This window comes from Oceanibaculum sp. (genome assembly GCF_022449305.1).
GTDB classification, from domain to species: domain Bacteria; phylum Pseudomonadota; class Alphaproteobacteria; order Oceanibaculales; family Oceanibaculaceae; genus Oceanibaculum; species Oceanibaculum indicum.
Map to the genome: position 1 here is coordinate 87,703 of NZ_JAKUSO010000004.1, position 16,757 is coordinate 104,459.

The 16,757-nt window shown below is 66.2% G+C and carries 15 protein-coding genes; 14 read left to right on the forward strand and 1 reads right to left on the reverse strand.

The window, feature by feature from the left end:
- The first annotated feature begins 96 nt into the window (after positions 1-96).
- From MK313_RS02900 to MK313_RS02965, 14 genes are all read left to right on the forward strand, one after another.
- Positions 97-915: a hemolysin family protein gene (locus MK313_RS02900; protein WP_287780040.1), complete on the forward strand. Its 819-nt coding sequence runs from the start codon at positions 97-99 to the stop codon at positions 913-915.
- Positions 912-2,501 carry an apolipoprotein N-acyltransferase gene (lnt, locus tag MK313_RS02905; RefSeq protein WP_287780041.1) on the forward strand — a complete coding sequence of 530 codons (1,590 nt, stop codon included), beginning with the start codon at positions 912-914 and terminating at the stop codon, positions 2,499-2,501. Before MK313_RS02900 ends, lnt begins: the two co-directional genes overlap by 4 nt.
- Before the next feature lie 103 nt (positions 2,502-2,604).
- A complete protein-coding gene (locus MK313_RS02910; RefSeq protein WP_040706271.1) occupies positions 2,605-3,066 on the forward strand; it encodes a helix-turn-helix domain-containing protein in 462 nt (153 codons plus the stop codon).
- A 226-nt stretch (positions 3,067-3,292) separates the two neighbouring features.
- Positions 3,293-4,453: a methionine adenosyltransferase gene (metK, locus tag MK313_RS02915; protein ID WP_008943087.1), complete on the forward strand. Its 1,161-nt coding sequence runs from the start codon at positions 3,293-3,295 to the stop codon at positions 4,451-4,453.
- 14 nt (positions 4,454-4,467) lie between these two features.
- Positions 4,468-5,190, forward strand: coding sequence for a tRNA (guanine(46)-N(7))-methyltransferase TrmB (trmB, locus tag MK313_RS02920; RefSeq protein WP_287780042.1), 723 nt, complete (start codon positions 4,468-4,470; stop codon positions 5,188-5,190).
- Between the two features lie 150 nt (positions 5,191-5,340).
- The gene (gene rimP / locus MK313_RS02925) at positions 5,341-5,847 is read left to right on the forward strand and encodes a ribosome maturation factor RimP (protein ID WP_287780043.1); all 507 of its coding nucleotides are present in this window, start codon (positions 5,341-5,343) and stop codon (positions 5,845-5,847) included.
- A 35-nt stretch (positions 5,848-5,882) separates the two neighbouring features.
- Positions 5,883-7,409, forward strand: a complete 1,527-nt coding sequence (nusA, locus tag MK313_RS02930; RefSeq protein WP_287780044.1) for a transcription termination factor NusA — start codon at positions 5,883-5,885, stop codon at positions 7,407-7,409.
- 29 nt (positions 7,410-7,438) lie between these two features.
- A complete protein-coding gene (locus MK313_RS02935) occupies positions 7,439-8,116 on the forward strand; it encodes an RNA-binding protein (RefSeq protein WP_287780089.1) in 678 nt (225 codons plus the stop codon).
- Positions 8,113-10,785: a translation initiation factor IF-2 gene (infB, locus tag MK313_RS02940; RefSeq protein ID WP_416054104.1), complete on the forward strand. Its 2,673-nt coding sequence runs from the start codon at positions 8,113-8,115 to the stop codon at positions 10,783-10,785. The genes MK313_RS02935 and infB overlap by 4 nt, the downstream gene beginning before the upstream one ends.
- A gap of 47 nt (positions 10,786-10,832) precedes the next feature.
- On the forward strand, positions 10,833-11,315 hold the full coding sequence (rbfA, locus tag MK313_RS02945) for a 30S ribosome-binding factor RbfA (RefSeq protein WP_287780045.1): 483 nt from the start codon (positions 10,833-10,835) through the stop codon (positions 11,313-11,315).
- Positions 11,305-12,231 (forward strand): tRNA pseudouridine(55) synthase TruB, encoded by a 927-nt coding sequence (truB, locus tag MK313_RS02950; RefSeq protein WP_287780046.1) that lies wholly within the window; start codon positions 11,305-11,307, stop codon positions 12,229-12,231. The genes rbfA and truB overlap by 11 nt, the downstream gene beginning before the upstream one ends.
- 16 nt (positions 12,232-12,247) lie before the next feature.
- The gene (gene rpsO / locus MK313_RS02955) at positions 12,248-12,517 is read left to right on the forward strand and encodes a 30S ribosomal protein S15 (RefSeq protein ID WP_008943079.1); all 270 of its coding nucleotides are present in this window, start codon (positions 12,248-12,250) and stop codon (positions 12,515-12,517) included.
- 305 nt (positions 12,518-12,822) lie between these two features.
- Positions 12,823-14,955 (forward strand): polyribonucleotide nucleotidyltransferase, encoded by a 2,133-nt coding sequence (gene pnp, locus MK313_RS02960; RefSeq protein WP_416054106.1) that lies wholly within the window; start codon positions 12,823-12,825, stop codon positions 14,953-14,955.
- 72 nt (positions 14,956-15,027) lie between these two features.
- On the forward strand, positions 15,028-15,750 hold the full coding sequence (locus MK313_RS02965; RefSeq protein WP_287780048.1) for a glycerophosphodiester phosphodiesterase family protein: 723 nt from the start codon (positions 15,028-15,030) through the stop codon (positions 15,748-15,750).
- A gap of 3 nt (positions 15,751-15,753) precedes the next feature.
- On the opposite strand, the gene cysK is transcribed toward MK313_RS02965, so the two are convergent.
- On the reverse strand, positions 15,754-16,713 hold the full coding sequence (gene cysK, locus MK313_RS02970; protein ID WP_287780049.1) for a cysteine synthase A: 960 nt from the start codon (positions 16,711-16,713) through the stop codon (positions 15,754-15,756).
- Between the last annotated feature and the right edge of the window lie 44 nt (positions 16,714-16,757).

Here is a 16,757-nt window from a genome sequence, read left to right on the forward strand (position 1 = left end):
CAGCCCCGTGTGGACGGGGCATCCGAAGACCCTTCGATATGGAGCCGCCTTGGCGGCCTGTTGCGGCTGAAACGCCGGCGCCCTGCCGATAGCGGCATGCGCGACACCATCGAGGGGCTGATTGAGGGCAATGGCGGCGAACAGCACGCCATCGGGCCCGACGAACAGCAGCTGATCGCCAATATCCTGGGACTCCGGGAGATCACGGCCGTCGATGTGATGGTGCCGCGCGCCGACATCGTTGCCGTGCCGGAGGATATCAGCCTCGCCGATCTGGTGAAGGAGATGACCAAGGCCGCGCATTCGCGCATGCCGGTCTATCGCGAGACGCTCGACGATGTTGTCGGCATGGTCCACATCAAGGACGTGCTGCAATATTGGGGCGCGCAGAAGCCGGTCACGCTGAAGAACCTGCTCCGCAAGGTACTGTTCGTCTCGCCCTCCATGCGTGCCCTTGACCTGCTGCTGCAGATGCGCGCGGCGCGCATCCATCTGGCGCTGGTGGTGGACGAGTTCGGCGGCATCGACGGGCTCATCACCATCGAGGATCTGGTGGAACAGATCGTCGGCGAGATCGATGACGAGCATGATGTCATCGAGGCGCCGAAGCTGATCGAACATCGCGATTCCGATGGCACGCGCTGGCTGCTGGCCGATGCGCGCGCCACGGTGGAGGAGTTCGAGGAGATCGTCGGCGAGGTGTTGGACGAGGAGGAGCGCGAGGAGACCGACACGCTGGGCGGCCTTGTCTTTATGCTGGCCGGCCGGGTGCCGGCGCGCGGCGAGGTGCTGCGCCATGACAGCGGCATCGAGTTCGAGGTAACCGACGTCGATCCGCGCCGCATCAAGCGGCTACGCATCCGCAATTTGCCGCAGACGCCACAGGCCATGCCGGCCGACGCCAGCGGCAAATGAGCCTATCCGGCCTGCCGGCCTTTCTGGACCGGCTTGCAGCCCGTAGCGCCGATCTCTCCGGCTGGCGGCGCTATGGGCTGGCGGTGCTGCTGGGCGCGGCCGCCGCGCTGGCCCTGCCGCCCTTCCATGTCCTGCCGCTGCTCTGGGTCGCCTTTCCCGTGCTGCTCTGGCAGATCGAGGGCTGCGCGACAAGACGGCAGGCTTTCGCGCTGGGCTGGTGCTTCGGCCTCGGCTTCTTCGTCGCCGGCCTGTACTGGATCGCCAACGCGCTGACCGTCGATACGGCGCGCTTCTGGTGGCTGATGCCGCTGGCCGCCGTTGGCCTGCCGGCGCTGCTGGCCTTCTTCACCGCCCTTGTGGTGCTGGCGGTGCATCTGCTGCGGTTGCGCAGCCTGGCGCTGGCGCTGGGCTTCGCGCTTTTCTGGCTGATCGCGGAATATCTGCGCGGCCATATCCTGACCGGCTTCCCGTGGAACCTGCTGGGCTATGCCTGGGCACCCTCTGGCGCCATGCTGCAGCTGGCGGCGCTGACCGGCATCTACGGCCTCAGCCTCGTCACCGTGCTGGCGGCCTGCCTGCCGGCGGTCCGGTCGCGCGGTGCCATGGTGGCGGCGGTGGCACTGCTGGTGCTGGTTTGGGGCGGCGGCGCTGTCCGCCTGGCCGGCGCGCCGGCGGCGGACGATCCGGCGATGCGGGTCGAGGGGGTGGTGCTGCGTCTGGTGCAGGCCAACATCCCGCAATATGAGAAATGGGCCGGCCTCAATCCGCGTGAGCATCTGATCCGCCATCTGGAGCTGTCGGCGCGGCCGGCGCCCGGGCCTCGCCCGACGCATGTGCTGTGGCCGGAGACGGCGGTACCCTATCTGCTGAGCGAGGATATCCAGGCGCGTGCGGTGGTCGGCCGGGTGGCGCCGGATGGCGGCGCCGTGCTGACCGGCGCGGTCCGCGTTGAGCGCCCAGCAGGGGGGGGGCCACCACACTATTGGAACAGCCTGCATGCCATCGGCCCCGGCGGCCTGATTCAGGCGACCTATGACAAGGCGCATCTGGTGCCGTTCGGCGAATATGTGCCGCTGCGCGATATCTTTGGCTTCCTGCCGGCGGTTGCCACCAGCCTCGATTTCCAGCGCGGGCCGGGGCCGCGCAGCATCCAGGTGCCGGGCCTGCCGCCGGTCAGCCCGCTGATCTGCTACGAGGCGATCTTCCCCGGCGCCGTCGCCGATCCGGACGATCGGCCCGGTTGGCTGCTGAATGTGACAAACGATGGCTGGTACGGCTTCAGCACCGGGCCGTTCCAGCATTTCCAGATTGCCCGGCTGCGCGCCATCGAGGAGGGACTGCCGCTGGTGCGCGTCGCCAATACCGGCATCTCCGGCGTGGTCGATTCCTATGGGCGGGTCACCGCCCGGCTGGGGCTGGAGGAGACAGGCTTCCTCGATGCCGCCCTGCCGACCGTCCTGCCGCCCACGCCTTATGCGCGCTGGGGTGACGGGCCGCTCGCCGGCCTTGTCCTGTTGCTGGCCGGCCTGTTGGTGGGGCGGTTGCGGGCGGGCGGCAACATTAGGCTTCGGAAGACGTTCGACTAGATGATATGGTTCATGAAACAGCCATCTCCTGGTTGACGGCATACTTACGTATGGTTAATTAGTCATACATATCCTTTGCGGCAGCAAAAAAAGATCAAACAAAATGGCACTGACAGGACGGGGGCGTAAGGCCGGGGGCGCAGGCAGGACCGGGAAACCGAATCCGGTGGACGTTCATGTTGGCGGCAGGGTGCGCCTGCGGCGGACTCTGCTGGGCCTGAGCCAGGAAAAGCTGGGCGAGGCGCTCGGCCTCACCTTTCAGCAGGTGCAGAAATACGAACGTGGTGCCAACCGCATTGGCGCCAGCCGGCTCTATGATCTGAGCCGCGTGCTGGACGTGCCGGTTTCCTTCTTCTTCGATGACATGGCGACCGACTCCGGCCAAGGCGCGCGGGCGGCGGCACTGGCCGAAAGCGCTGGCCCCAGCTACGAGGCCGATCCGATGGCCAAGCGCGAAACGCTGGAACTGGTGCGCGCCTATTACAAGGTCGGCAATCCGGCGGTGCGCAAGCGGCTGTTCGAGCTGGCCAAGGCGCTGGCCAGCAGCGATGGTGAAAAGAGCTGAAGTGCCGCGCGTTTCATCCGCACTGCCGCGATTTTCCACACGCTAATTTTCCTTGACCCTGCCAGGAAAGATTGCAACTAGTTGCCGCTTTCCAGCTTCCGCACGGCCTTGCTTGGCAGGATGCGCGCCGGTGTGACCACGGTGGGCGCAGGCGGAAGACGGTGGCCTCGGCAGGTGCCGGGGCGGCCAGGATTCAGGCGTTCAAGGTTCACAAGCGGGGGCAACGGTGGCGCGTAAGAACTATCTTTTCACCAGCGAATCGGTTTCCGAAGGGCATCCGGACAAGGTCTGCGACCGCGTGTCCGACAGCATCGTCGATCTGTTCATGGCCGGCGATCCGCAGTCCCGTGTCGCGGTGGAAACGCTTGCCACCACCAACCGCCTGGTCCTCGCCGGCGAGGTGCGCGGCCCCGTCACCCATGACGCCATGGTCGAAGCCGCCCGCGAGGCGGTGCGCGCCATCGGCTACGAGCAGGATGGCTTCAGCTGGAAGACCGTGAATATCGACTGCTATGTGCACGAGCAGTCGGCCGATATCGCCATGGGCGTGGACGCCGCGGGCAACAAGGACGAGGGTGCCGGCGACCAGGGCATCATGTTCGGTTATGCCTGCCGCGAGACCGACGTGCTGATGCCGGCGCCGATCCATTTCTCCCACGCCATCCTGAAGTCGATGGCCGATGCGCGCCATGCCGAGGCCAACAGCCCGTTCGGCCCGGACGCCAAGAGCCAGGTGACGCTACAGTATGAGAATGGCCGTCCAGTGCGTGCCACCTCGGTCGTTGTCTCGACGCAGCATGCCGGGCATCTCGACCAGAAGGAAGTGCGCGAGCTGGTGCGCCCGCATGTGCTGAAGGTGCTGCCCGAGGGCTGGATGTGCCCGGAGGACGAGTTCTACGTAAACCCGACCGGCCGTTTCGTCATCGGCGGCCCGGACGGCGATGCCGGCCTCACCGGTCGCAAGATCATCGTCGATACCTATGGCGGTGCAGCACCGCATGGTGGCGGCGCCTTCTCCGGCAAGGATCCGACGAAGGTTGACCGCTCGGCCGCCTATGCCTGCCGCTATCTGGCGAAGAATGTCGTGGCCGCCGGCCTGGCCGAGAAGTGCACCATCCAGGTGTCCTACGCCATCGGCATCTCCAAGCCGCTGTCGGTCTATGTCGAGACCCACGGCACCGGCCAAGTGGATGAGGACAAGCTGTCCGCCGTGCTGCAGGAGATGGTGAATCTCAGCCCGCGCGGTATCCGCGAGCATCTGAAGCTGAACCGCCCGATCTATGCGCGGTCCGCCGCTTATGGCCATTTCGGACGGGCGCCGGAGGCGGATGGTGGCTTCTCGTGGGAGCGGACCGATCTGGCGGATGCGCTGAAGCGCGCTTTCTGACAGGTTTCCCCGACATGAGTTCCGAAGAGGACGGTCGCGCCCGTAAATTCTACGGGCGGCGGCGGGGCCGGCGTTTGCGCCCCTGGCGCGAGCAGCTCTTCGATGAGGCGCTGCCGAACTATGCGCTTTCCCTGCCGGCGGACGATACAGACGTACTTGATCCCGCCGCGCTGTTCGGCGCGCCGGTGGTGGCGCTGTGTATCGAGGTCGGCTTCGGCGGCGGCGAGCATCTGGCAGCCCAGGCCAAGGCCCATCCCGGAACAGTCTTCATCGGGTTCGAGCCCTTCGTGAACGGCGTGGCCAGCCTGCTGCGCTATCTGGAGGAAGGCCGGCTCGGCAATGTCCGCGTGCATGCCGACGATGCAAGGCCGGTGCTGGAACGGCTGCCCGATGCCTCGGTGGACCGGTTCTTCCTGCTGTTCCCCGACCCTTGGCCGAAGAAGCGCCACCATTTCCGCCGCTTCATCCAGCCGGAGACGGTGGGTCTGCTGTCGCGCTTGCTGAAGGACGGGGCGGAGCTGCGCATCGCCAGCGACGATATGGGCGTAGCGCGCTGGATGCTGGCGCATGTCACCGAACATCCCGATTTCGAATGGCTGGCCCGCCGCCCGGCTGACTGGCGCGACCCGCCTGCCGACTGGGTGCAGACCCGTTATGAGGGCAAGGCGCTGGCCCAGGGCCGCCGGCCGGTCTATCTGCGCTTCCGGCGCCGCCCGCGCGGGCCGGCTGTCGGATAAATCTTGAGTGTTGAAGCGAATCGGTATATATCACCGCTCACGTTAATCAGGTTGCATGGCTGAGTTGGTTGGAAGTGGGCGCTGGCCCACTTTTTTATTTCCTGAACCCCAGTTGGCCGTGCCGCCGTTATATCGACGGATACAGGGTTTATGGAGCTGACCGACCGCATTGCCGAGATGCTGGAGCCTTCGCTGCAGGCGATGGGCTACGATCTGGTGCGGGTCCAGCTCATGGGGGGCAACCGGGCCGTGCTGCAGATCATGGCGGACCGGCTGGACGAGGCGCCGATGACGGTCGAGGATTGCGCCGACATCAGCCGCTCGGTTTCGGCGCTTCTCGATGTCGAGGACCCGATCAAGGCCGCCTATACGCTGGAGGTCAGCTCGCCGGGCATCGACCGGCCGCTGGTCCGGGCGCGCGACTTCGAGCGCTATGCCGGCTTCGAGGCGAAGCTGGATGCGAAGGTGCCGGTCGAGGGCCGCAAGCGATTCCGCGGCAAGCTTCTGGGACTGGATTCCGATGGTGCCGTGGTGATGGATACCGATGCTGGCGAACTGCATATCGCCGTTGCCGATATCGCCAGGGCGAAACTGATTTTGACCGACGAGCTGATCGCCGCCACCCAGGCGGCACAGGACGGCTCGAAGGTCGCATGACTGACCGCGTGACAGCCAGGTGAGACGCTGAAAAGATGGAAACCGCTGCAATTCTGCCCCGTACCGAACTTCTCCAGGTGGCCGACATCGTCGCCCGGGAGAAGAATATCGACCGCGAGGAAGTGATTCTCGCGATGGAAATGGCGATCCAGAAGGCGGGTCGCTCGAAATACGGGCATGAGCACGATATCCGCGCCCATATCGACCGGAAGAGCGGCGAGATCGCCCTCACCCGCCACCGCGAGGTGGTCGAGGAGGTGGAGAATGAGGCGACGCAGCTGACGCTCGACGCAGCGCGCGCGATCCAGCCGGCTGTCGAGGTCGGCCAGTTCATCGTCGATGAGCTGCCGCCGATCGATTTCGGCCGCATCGCCGCGCAGACCGCCAAGCAGGTCATCGTGCAGAAGGTGCGCGAGGCTGAGCGCAAGCGCCAGTACGAGGAATATAAGGACCGCGTCGGCGAGGTCGTGAACGGCCTGGTGAAGCGCGTCGAGTTCGGCAATGTGACCATCGATTTGGGCCGCGCCGAGGCGGTGCTGCGCCGCGACGAACTGCTGCCGCGCGAAAGCTTCCGGCAGGGCGACCGCGTGCGCGCCTATATCTACGATGTCCGCGAGGAGCCGCGCGGCCCGCAGATCTTCATGTCGCGCAGCCATCCGCAGTTCATGGCCAAGCTGTTCAGCCAGGAAGTGCCGGAAATCTATGACGGCATCATCGAGATCAAGGCGGTCGCCCGCGATCCGGGCAGCCGCGCCAAGATCGGCGTGATCAGCAAGGACAGTTCCATCGACCCGGTCGGCGCCTGCGTCGGCATGCGCGGCAGCCGCGTCCAGGCGGTGGTGCAGGAACTGCAGGGCGAGAAGATCGACATCATCCCCTGGTCGCCGGACCCCGCCACCTTCGTGGTGAATGCGCTGGCCCCGGCCGAGGTCGCCAAGGTGGTGCTGGACGAGGATCTGCATCGCATCGAGGTGATCGTGCCGGACGACCAGCTCAGCCTCGCCATCGGTCGCCGCGGCCAGAATGTGCGCCTGGCCTCCATGCTGACCGGCTGGGATATCGACATCCTGACCGAGAGGGAGGAATCCGAGCGCCGTCAGGATGAGGTGAAGACCCGCTCCGCGCTGTTCATGGAGGCGCTGGATGTCGATGACGTGATCGCCCATCTGCTGGTTGGCGAAGGCTTCTCCTCCATTGAAGAAGTTGCGCTGGTGCCGATCGAGGAGATCGCCGAGATCGAGGGCTTCGACGAGGATGTCGCAGCCGAGCTGCAAGCGCGTGCCCAGACCTATCTGGAGCAGCAGAACGAGCAGTTCGAGGCGCGCCGCAAGGAACTGGGCGTCACCGACGAGCTGGCGGCGCTGGAAAGCCTGACCCCGGCGATGCTGGTGAAGCTTGGCGAGGCCGGCGTGAAGACGCTGGACGATCTGGGCGATCTGGCCGGCGACGAGCTGCGCGAGCATCTGGGCTCCCTCGCCATGGGCGAGGAAGAGGCCAACGCCATCATCATGGCGGCGCGCGCGCACTGGTTCGAGGATGAAGACGCGGAGGCCAAGGACTGACCGCGCCCGCCGAACAGCTGCCCGCCGGACTGCCGGAGGAGTCCGAGTCGGAACGCGAGGAGCGCAAGGCAACCAGCCGGCGCTGCATCGCCACCGGCGAGGTCCTTCCGAAGACGCGGCTGATCCGCTTCGTCGTCGGGCCGGACAACATGCTGGTCCCCGATCTGGAGGAACGGCTTCCGGGCCGGGGCCTGTGGATCAGCGCCGACAGGGCCGCGCTTGACAGGGCGGTGGCGAAGGGGTTGTTCTCTCGTGCCGCCCGCGCGACAGTGCGCGTCCCCGAGGGTCTGGCAGACCGGGTGGAGGCGCTGCTGGCGCAGCGGCTGGTCCGGCAGGTCGGGCTGGCGCGGCGCGCCGGCAAGGCGGTCGGCGGCTACGAGAAGGTACGCAGCTGGCTGCAGAACGGCACGGCTTGCGTGTTGCTGGCCGCCATGGACGGCGCGGATGAGGGGCGCGGCAAGCTGCGCGCCCTGGCTGGCAGGCTTCCGGTTTTGGAGGTTCTGCGGGCCGATGAAATGGGCGAGGCTTTCGGGCGCGACCGGGCGGTGCATATCGCCATCGCGCGCGGTGGCCTCGCGGAGCGTATTTTGACGGAATCGGCGCGGCTGGTGGGGCTGCGGCGGTTCGAACTGGCTAAGCCTTCGCCGGGCACGACCATGGGGACGGCCCCTGGTACGGCTCAATCGGCGGGCAGGAATGGAACATGAGCGATAAAGAACGGACCGATACGGATATGACCAAGGAGACCGAGCAGGAAGGCAAGAAGGTGCTGAGCCTTTCCGGCCGCGGCCGCATGTCGCTGACCAAGACCGTCGAGGCGGGCCAGGTCCGGCAGAGCTTCTCCCATGGCCGCAGCAAGACGGTCACCGTCGAGGTGAAGCGCAAGCGCGCCATCGGCCGTTCCGACGAGGCCGAAGAGACGGCAACGCCCGAGGCGGCTCCCGCCGAGGCGCCCGCTGCCGCACCGACGCCGGCACCCAGCGAGCCTGAGGCCCCGGCTGCCGCCAAGCCGGCGGCTGCCGCGCCGCGCCAGCTGACCGAGAAGGAGCGCGCTGCCCGCATCCGTGCGCTCGCCGGTGCCAAGCGCAGCGAGGACGAACGGCCTGACGTCGAGGCCGAGCAGGCAGCGCATGCCGCGGAGCCCGAGCCTGAGGCCGAGCCCGAACCCGTCATCGTCGACCGCCGCACGGCCGAGATGGAGGAGCTGCGCCAGATCGCCGAAGCCGAGGCGAAGAAGCGTGCCGAGGAAGATGCGCGTCTGAAGGCCGAGGAAGATGCGCGCAAGGCCGCAGAGGAAGCCGCCCGCCCCGCCGTGGCGGACGAGGATCGTACGGCTGAACGGGCCGGTGCACGTGCCGCTGCCAAGATCGTCGAGGCGGTGCCCGCCGAGGATGATGAGGAAGGCCGTCGCCGCCGCGCAGGCGGTGGGGCCGGCAAGGCGGATGCTCGCCGTCCGGCGCCTGCACCGCGCCGCGGCGAGCAGCGCCGCCGCAGCGGCAAGCTGTCGATCAACGATGCGCTGAATGACAGCGAGCGGCAGCGGTCGCTGGCCTCGGTCCGGCGTCAGCGCGAACGCGAGAAGCAGCGCCAGATGGGCGCCAACCAGGAGCGCCACAAGGTCGTGCGAGACGTCGTCATCCCCGAGACCATCACCGTGCAGGAACTCGCCAACCGTATGGCCGAGCGTGGCACCGACGTCATCAAGGCGCTGATGCGCATGGGCGTCATGGCCACGATCAACCAGCCGATCGACGCCGATACGGCGGAGCTGGTGGTCAGCGAGTTCGGCCATAATATGCGCCGTGTCGCCGAGTCCGACGTCGAGTTCAGCATTCGCCGCGAGGCTGATGCGCCGGAAGCGACGCAGCCGCGTCCGCCGGTCGTCACCATCATGGGCCATGTCGATCACGGCAAGACCTCGCTGCTGGACGCGCTGCGCAAGACTGACGTCGCGGCCCGCGAGGCCGGCGGCATTACCCAGCATATCGGCGCCTATCAGGTGAACCTGCCTTCGGGCCAGAAGATTACCTTCCTGGATACGCCGGGCCATGAGGCCTTCACCTCGATGCGTGCCCGTGGCGCCAACGTGACCGACCTGGTCGTGCTGGTGGTCGCCGCCGATGACGGCATCATGGCGCAGACGGTCGAGGCCATCACCCATGCGAAGGCGGCGAAGGTGCCGATCATCGTGGCGGTGAACAAGATCGACAAGCCGGGCGCCAACCCGCAGCGCGTGCACCAGGAACTGCTGCAGCACGAGCTGGTGGTCGAGGATCTGGGCGGCGACGTGCTGTGCGTGAATGTGTCCGCCAAGGAAGGCACCAACCTGGACAAGCTGGAGGAGGCTATCCTCCTGCAGGCGGAAATCCTGGACCTGAAGGCCAATGCGGACCGTCAGGCCGAGGGCGCCATCGTCGAAGCCAAGGTCGAGCGTGGCCGGGGTTCCGTGGCAACCGTGCTGATCCAGCGCGGCACGCTGAAGGTTGGCGACGTGTTCGTGGCCGGCGCCGAGTGGGGCCGCGTGCGCGCCCTGCTCGACGACAAGGGCAACCAGATCGAGGAGGCCGGCCCGTCCGCGCCGGTCGAGGTTCTGGGCCTGAACGGCACGCCGCAGGCCGGCGACGAGTTCATCGTCGTGGATAACGAGAACCAGGCCCGCGACATCGCCGAATACCGTCAGGCGAAGCTGCGCCAGCAGACTGCCGCCACCTCTGGCCGCGGCACGCTGGAGCAGATGTTCACCCAGCTGGCCGAGGGCGCGAAGAAGGAGCTGTCGGTCATCATCAAGTCCGACGTGCAGGGCTCGACCGAGGCCATCCGCGCCAGCCTGGAGAAGCTGGAGAATGACGAGGTCGCGGTGCGTGTGCTGCAGGCCGGTGTCGGTGCCTTCAACGAAAGCGACGTGACGCTGGCCAAGGCGTCGAACGCCCTGATGATCGGCTTCAACGTCCGCGCCAACCCGCAGGCCCGCGATCTGGCTCGCCGGGACGGCGTCGAGATGCGCTATTACTCGATCATCTACAATGTCGTGGATGACGTGAAGGCGCTGCTTAGCGGCATGCTCTCGCCGGTGGTGCGCGAGACCCATATCGGCAATGCCGAGATTCGCGAGGTCTTCAACATCACCAAGGTCGGCAAGGTCGCCGGCTGTATGGTCACCGAAGGCATGGTGAAGCGCGGCGCCAAGGTCCGCCTGCTGCGCGACAATGTGGTGATCCACGAGGGCACGCTGAAGACGCTGCGCCGCTTCAAGGACGAGGTCCGCGAGGTCAACAACGGCTACGAATGCGGCATGGCCTTCGAGAATTACGACGACATCCGCAACGGCGACGTCATCGAGTGTTTCGAGGTTGAGGAGGTGGCCCGCGCCCTTTAGGCCGGGCCGGCCTCTGGCCGGTCCCGCATGCGCGGTCCGAAATCGTCATGGTGAAGCGAAAGCCTCATAGCGGCGGGAGCCTTGCCGGTCCCAGCCAGCGCCAGTTGCGCGTTGGCGAGGAACTGCGCCATGTGCTGTCCGGCGTCCTGTTGCGCGGACATCTGCGCGATCCGGCCTTGGAGGGCGTCTCGATCACTGTGACCGAGGTGCGCATCAGCCCGGATCTGCGCAATGCCACCGCCTATGTGATGCCGCTGGGCGAGCTGACCAGCGATGCGCCGCACGCGCCGGAGGTGCTGGCCGCGCTGAACCGCTCGGCCGCCTATCTGCGCGGCCAGATCGCCCGCGAGATCACGCTGCGCCATGTGCCGGCGATCCGCTTCGTCTATGATTCGGCCTTCGAATCCTCGGCGCGCATCGACACGGTGCTGCTGCGCCCCGATGTGCGGCGCGACCTCGACAATCAAAGACGCGATAGCGACGAGGACGAGGATAGCGACGAGGACGAGGATAGCGGCGATGGCGCGTAAGCGCCGTGGCGAAAAGGTCGATGGCTGGGTCGTCCTCGACAAGCCGATAGGGCTGAATTCGACCCGTGCCGTCTCCATCGTCCGCCGCCTGTTCGATGCCGCCAAGGCCGGCCATGCCGGCACACTCGATCCGCTGGCGACCGGCGTCCTGCCGATTGCGCTGGGCGAAGCCACCAAGACCGTTCCCTTCGTGATGGATGGCCGCAAGGCCTACCGCTTCACCGTGCGCTGGGGCGAGGCGCGCACCACCGACGATGGCGAGGGGGACGTGTGCGATACCAGCCCTATGCGCCCTGCTGAGGCCGATATCATCGCGGCGCTGCCGGGCTTCCTGGGCGAGGTCGAGCAGGTGCCGCCGCGCTACTCCGCGATCAAGATCGAGGGTGAGCGCGCCTATGATCTGGCGCGCGCCAATGTGGCGGTCGAGATGAAATCCCGCATCGTCACGATCACGCGGCTGGCTCTCTCGCGCATCATCGATACCGATCATGCGGAATTCGAGGTGGATTGCGGCAAGGGTACCTATGTGCGCAGCCTCGCCCGCGATCTGGCGCTGGCGCTGGGCACGGTCGGCCATGTCACGGCGCTGCGCCGCACGCGCAGCGGCCCCTTCACGCTGGACCACGCGATTTCGCTTGATTCGCTGGAGGAATCCGCGCATGGTCCCGGCCTTCAATCGCACCTGTTGCCGATCGAGACCGCGCTGGACGACATCCCGGCTCTGGCCCTGAACGGCAGTGAAGCGAGCCAGCTACGGTCCGGTCAGGCCATCCCGTTGTTCCGGGCGGCCGATATCGGCAGGCTCGGCGATCTGGACAAGGCGGACATCGTCTGCGCCATGGCTGAAGGAAAGCCGGTCGCGCTGACACGGTTCGCCGAGGGCAGGCTTCACCCGGTGCGCGTATTCAACCTCTGACTATGAGGAGTTGACGATGTCGATTACCGCCGAGCGCAAGCAGGAGCTCATCAAGGAATACGCCCAGGGCGAGGGCGACACCGGTTCGCCGGAAGTGCAGGTCGCGATCATGAGCGAGCGCATCCGCAACCTGACCGACCATCTGAACGACCACAAGAAGGACCACCATTCGCGTCGTGGCCTTCTGGTTCTGGTCGGTCAGCGCCGTCGTCTGCTGGACTATCTGAAGCGCAAGGACCAGTCGCGCTACGAGGGGCTGATCGGCCGCCTCGGCCTGCGCCGCTGATCACCGCATCTTCGCATGTACGGAAACGCCGCCGGGAAACCGGCGGCGTTTTTCGTTTGTGGGATTCGTTGCCAGCTTTCGTTGCCGGGGGCTGAACGCCGCTTTCGATTGACCTTGCATGCGTTCCGTGACATAGAACGGGCGCGCAAAGAAGAGAAAGCAAGAACTGGAACCCGACCATATGGGTCGTCGATAAGCTGGGCATCGCCGCCGACAAGGGTCGGCGAGGACGAGCCGGCCCCACCGCCTCCCATAGATCATCAGCTCTTCTGACCGGACGCGCGGGTTCCGCACGACGAGGATATATCCGTATGTTTACCGTTTACCGTAAAGAAATCGAGTGGGGCGGCCGTACGCTGGTCCTGGAGACCGGCAAGATCGCGCGTCAGGCGCATGGCGCCGTGATGGCCACCTATGGCGAGACCACGGTGCTTTGCACCGCTGTTGGCGCCAAGGCCCCCAAGGAAGGGCAGGACTTCTTCCCGCTCACCGTGAATTACCAGGAGAAGACCTTCGCCGCGGGCAAGATCCCCGGCGGCTTCTTCAAGCGCGAAGGCCGGCCGACCGAAAAGGAGGTGCTGACCTCCCGCCTGATCGACCGTCCGATCCGCCCGCTGTTCCACCCCTCCTACCGCAACGAGACGCAGGTCGTCTGCACCGTTCTCAGCCACGATCTGGAAAATGATCCGGACATCGTCGCGATGATCGGCGCGTCGGCCGCGCTGACCCTGTCGGGCATGCCCTTCATGGGTCCGATCGGTGCCGCGCGCGTCGGCTACAAGGATGGTGAGTACATCCTGAACCCGCTGCAGGAAGAGGTTTCGACCTCGCAGCTGGACCTGGTGCTGGCCGGCACGCAGGAAGGCGTGCTGATGGTCGAATCGGAAGCCCATGAGCTGTCCGAGGAGATCATGCTGGGCGCTGTCACCTTCGGCCATGACGCCATGCAGGCGGTGATCGATGCGATCATCGAGCTGGCCGAGCAGGCCGCGAAGGAGCCGTGGGACCTGACCCCACCGGCCGAGGGGCTGGACAAGCTGCAGGCCCGCGTGGCCGAGCTGGGCCGCGCCAAGCTGGTCGAGGCTTACAAGGAGACCCAGAAGGCCGAGCGCTACGCCAAGGTCGGCGCGGTTAAGGACGAGGTGAAGGCCGCGCTGGCGGGCGAGGAAGGCCTGCCGCTGGACAAGCTGGGTGCGGTGCTGAAGGAGCTGGAGGCCGACGTTGTGCGCGGCGCCATCCTCGACACCGGCCTGCGCATCGATGGCCGCGACACCAAGACCGTCCGTCCGATCGTGTCGGAAGTGGGCGTGCTGCCGCGCACCCACGGCTCGGCGCTGTTCACCCGTGGCGAGACCCAGGCCATCGTCGTGACGACGCTGGGCACCGGCCAGGACGAGCAGATCATCGACGCGCTGGAAGGCGAATACCGCGAAAACTTCATGCTGCACTACAACTTCCCGCCCTATTCGGTCGGTGAAGCGGGCCGCATGGGGTCGCCGGGCCGCCGTGAGATCGGTCATGGCAAGCTGGCCTGGCGCGCCCTGCGCCCGCTGCTGCCGGCGAAGGAAGACTTCCCCTACACCATCCGCATCGTCTCGGAGATCACCGAATCCAACGGTTCCTCCTCGATGGCGACGGTGTGCGGCAGCTCGCTGTCGATGATGGATGCGGGCGTGCCGCTGAAGCGCCCGGTGGCCGGTATCGCCATGGGCCTGATCAAGGAAGGCGACCGTTTCGCCGTCCTGTCGGACATCCTGGGCGACGAGGATCACCTCGGCGACATGGACTTCAAGGTGGCCGGCACCGAGCAGGGTGTGACCTCGCTGCAGATGGACATCAAGATCACCTCGATCACCAAGGAGATCATGAAGATCGCCCTGGATCAGGCGAAGGGTGGCCGGCTGCACATTCTGGGCGAGATGGCCAAGGCACTTACCGGTGCGCGCGAAGGCGTGTCCGAGAATGCGCCGCGCATCACCACCATCAACATCCCGAAGGACAAGATCCGCGACATCATCGGCCCGGGTGGCAAGGTGATCCGCGAGATCTGCGAAGTGACCGGCGCCAAGATCGACATCGACGATGATGGTGTGGTGAAGGTTGCCGCCGTCAGCGACGAGTCGAGCCAGAAGGCGATCAACTGGATCCGAGAGATCGTGGCGGAGCCGGAGGTCGGCGTGATCTACACCGGCAAGGTCGTGAAGGTCATGGATTTCGGCGCCTTCGTGAACTTCCTGGGCCCGAAGGATGGCCTCGTCCACATCTCCGAGCTGGCCGAGGGCCGGGTCGGCAAGGTGACGGATGTGGTCGATGTCGGCGCCACCGTGAAGGTGAAGGTGCTGGGCTTCGATGACCGCGGCAAGGTCAAGCTGTCGATGAAGAAGATCGATCAGGAGACCGGCGAGGACCTGTCGAAGAAGGACGATGCGGCCGAGTAAAACCGGCGCTTGTCTGAACGGCATTGGGGCGGCCCCTTCGGGTGCCGCCTCTTTCGTGTGGGGAGTTTGTATATGGAATTTCCGAGGATCGTCGGGCATCGCGGGGCTGCCGCGCTGGCGCCGGAGAACACGCTGGCCGGTTTCCGCAAGGCCGCCGAGGCCGGTGCCAAAATGGTGGAGCTGGATGCCAAGCTGAGCGCCGACGGCATCGTCATCTGCCACCACGACAATGTGCTGGGGCGGACCAATAATGGCGAGGGTCCGGTGGCGGAGCAGAGCTTCGCCGCGATGCGCGCGCTGGATGCCGGCGGCTGGTTCGGCCCGGATTTCGCTGGCGAGCGCATCCCGACCCTGGCGGAAGCTCTGGAACTGATCGCCAGCCTGGGCATGGGCGTGAATGTCGAGATCAAGCCCTGCCCCGGCCGCGAGCGCGAGACCGCCGCCGCGACGGTGAAGATCGTGCAGGAGCATTGGAAGAGCAATGCCCCCTTCCAGTTCTCCAGCTTCAAGCCGGCGGCGCTGGAAGTGGCACTGGCCGAGGCGTCGGACCTGCCGCGCGGCTATCTGACGGACGATTTCAAGGAAGGCTGGCTGGAGGATGCGGCGCGGCTGAAGTCGGTCAGTGTGAACGGCAATTTCCGCCGCTACACGAAGGAACGGATCGACGCGGTCCATGCCGCCGGCATGAAGGCGCTGGCCTATACGGTGAACGAGCCGGCGGATGCCGCCCGCCTGCTGGCGGACGGCATGGATATCCTGGTCACCGACTGTCCAGACAAGTTGCTGAGGCTGTAGCCCTTACAGCCCGTCGAACAGGGCGGTCGAGAGGTAGCGCTCGGCGAAGGACGGGATGATGACGACGATACGCTTGCCCGCCATCTCCGGCCGCTTGCCGACCTCGATGGCGGCGGCCAGCGCTGCGCCGGAGGAGATGCCAACCGGCAGCCCTTCCAGCCGGGCGGCCTCACGCGCCGTCTTCATCGCCGTCTCGTTGCCGATGCGGATGATTTCGTCGATCAGGCCGGTCTGCAGGATGTCCGGCACGAAGCCCGCACCAATGCCCTGAATCTTGTGCGGGCCCGGCTGGCCGCCGGACAGCACCGGGCTGTCCTCCGGCTCCACCGCCACGGTCAGGAAGTCGGGCTTGCGCTGCTTCAGCACCTCGGACACACCGGTCAGCGTGCCGCCAGTGCCCACACCGCTGATGAGCACATCCGCCGTGCCGGCGGTGTCGGTCCAGATTTCCTCCGCCGTGGTGACACGGTGGATCGCCGGGTTGGCGGCATTCTTGAACTGCTGCGGCATGAAGGCACCCGGCGTGGCGGCGACAATCTCCTCCGCCTTGGCGATGGCGCCCTTCATGCCCTTGTCGGCCGGCGTTAGCTCCAGCTCCGCACCCAGCAGCTTCAGCATCTTGCGGCGCTCGACCGACATGCTCTCCGGCATGGTCAGGATCAGCCGGTAGCCCTTGGCGGCGGCCACCAAGGCCAGCGCGATGCCGGTATTGCCGGAGGTCGGCTCGACAATGACTGCGCCCGGCTTCAGCGCGCCCGCCTTCTCGGCGGCATCGATCATGGCGAAGCCGATGCGGTCCTTCACCGAGGCCAGCGGGTTGAAGAATTCCAGCTTGCCGATGATCTCGGCCTGCACGCCATGCGCCTCGGCCAGCCGGTTCACCCGGACCAGCGGCGTCGCGCCGATGGTGTCCAGGATGCTGTCATAGATCTTGCCGCGAAAGGCTGCCTGCTGCCCTGACATAACACACCTCAAATCAGTGAAATTTTAGAATATACGAATTCGTT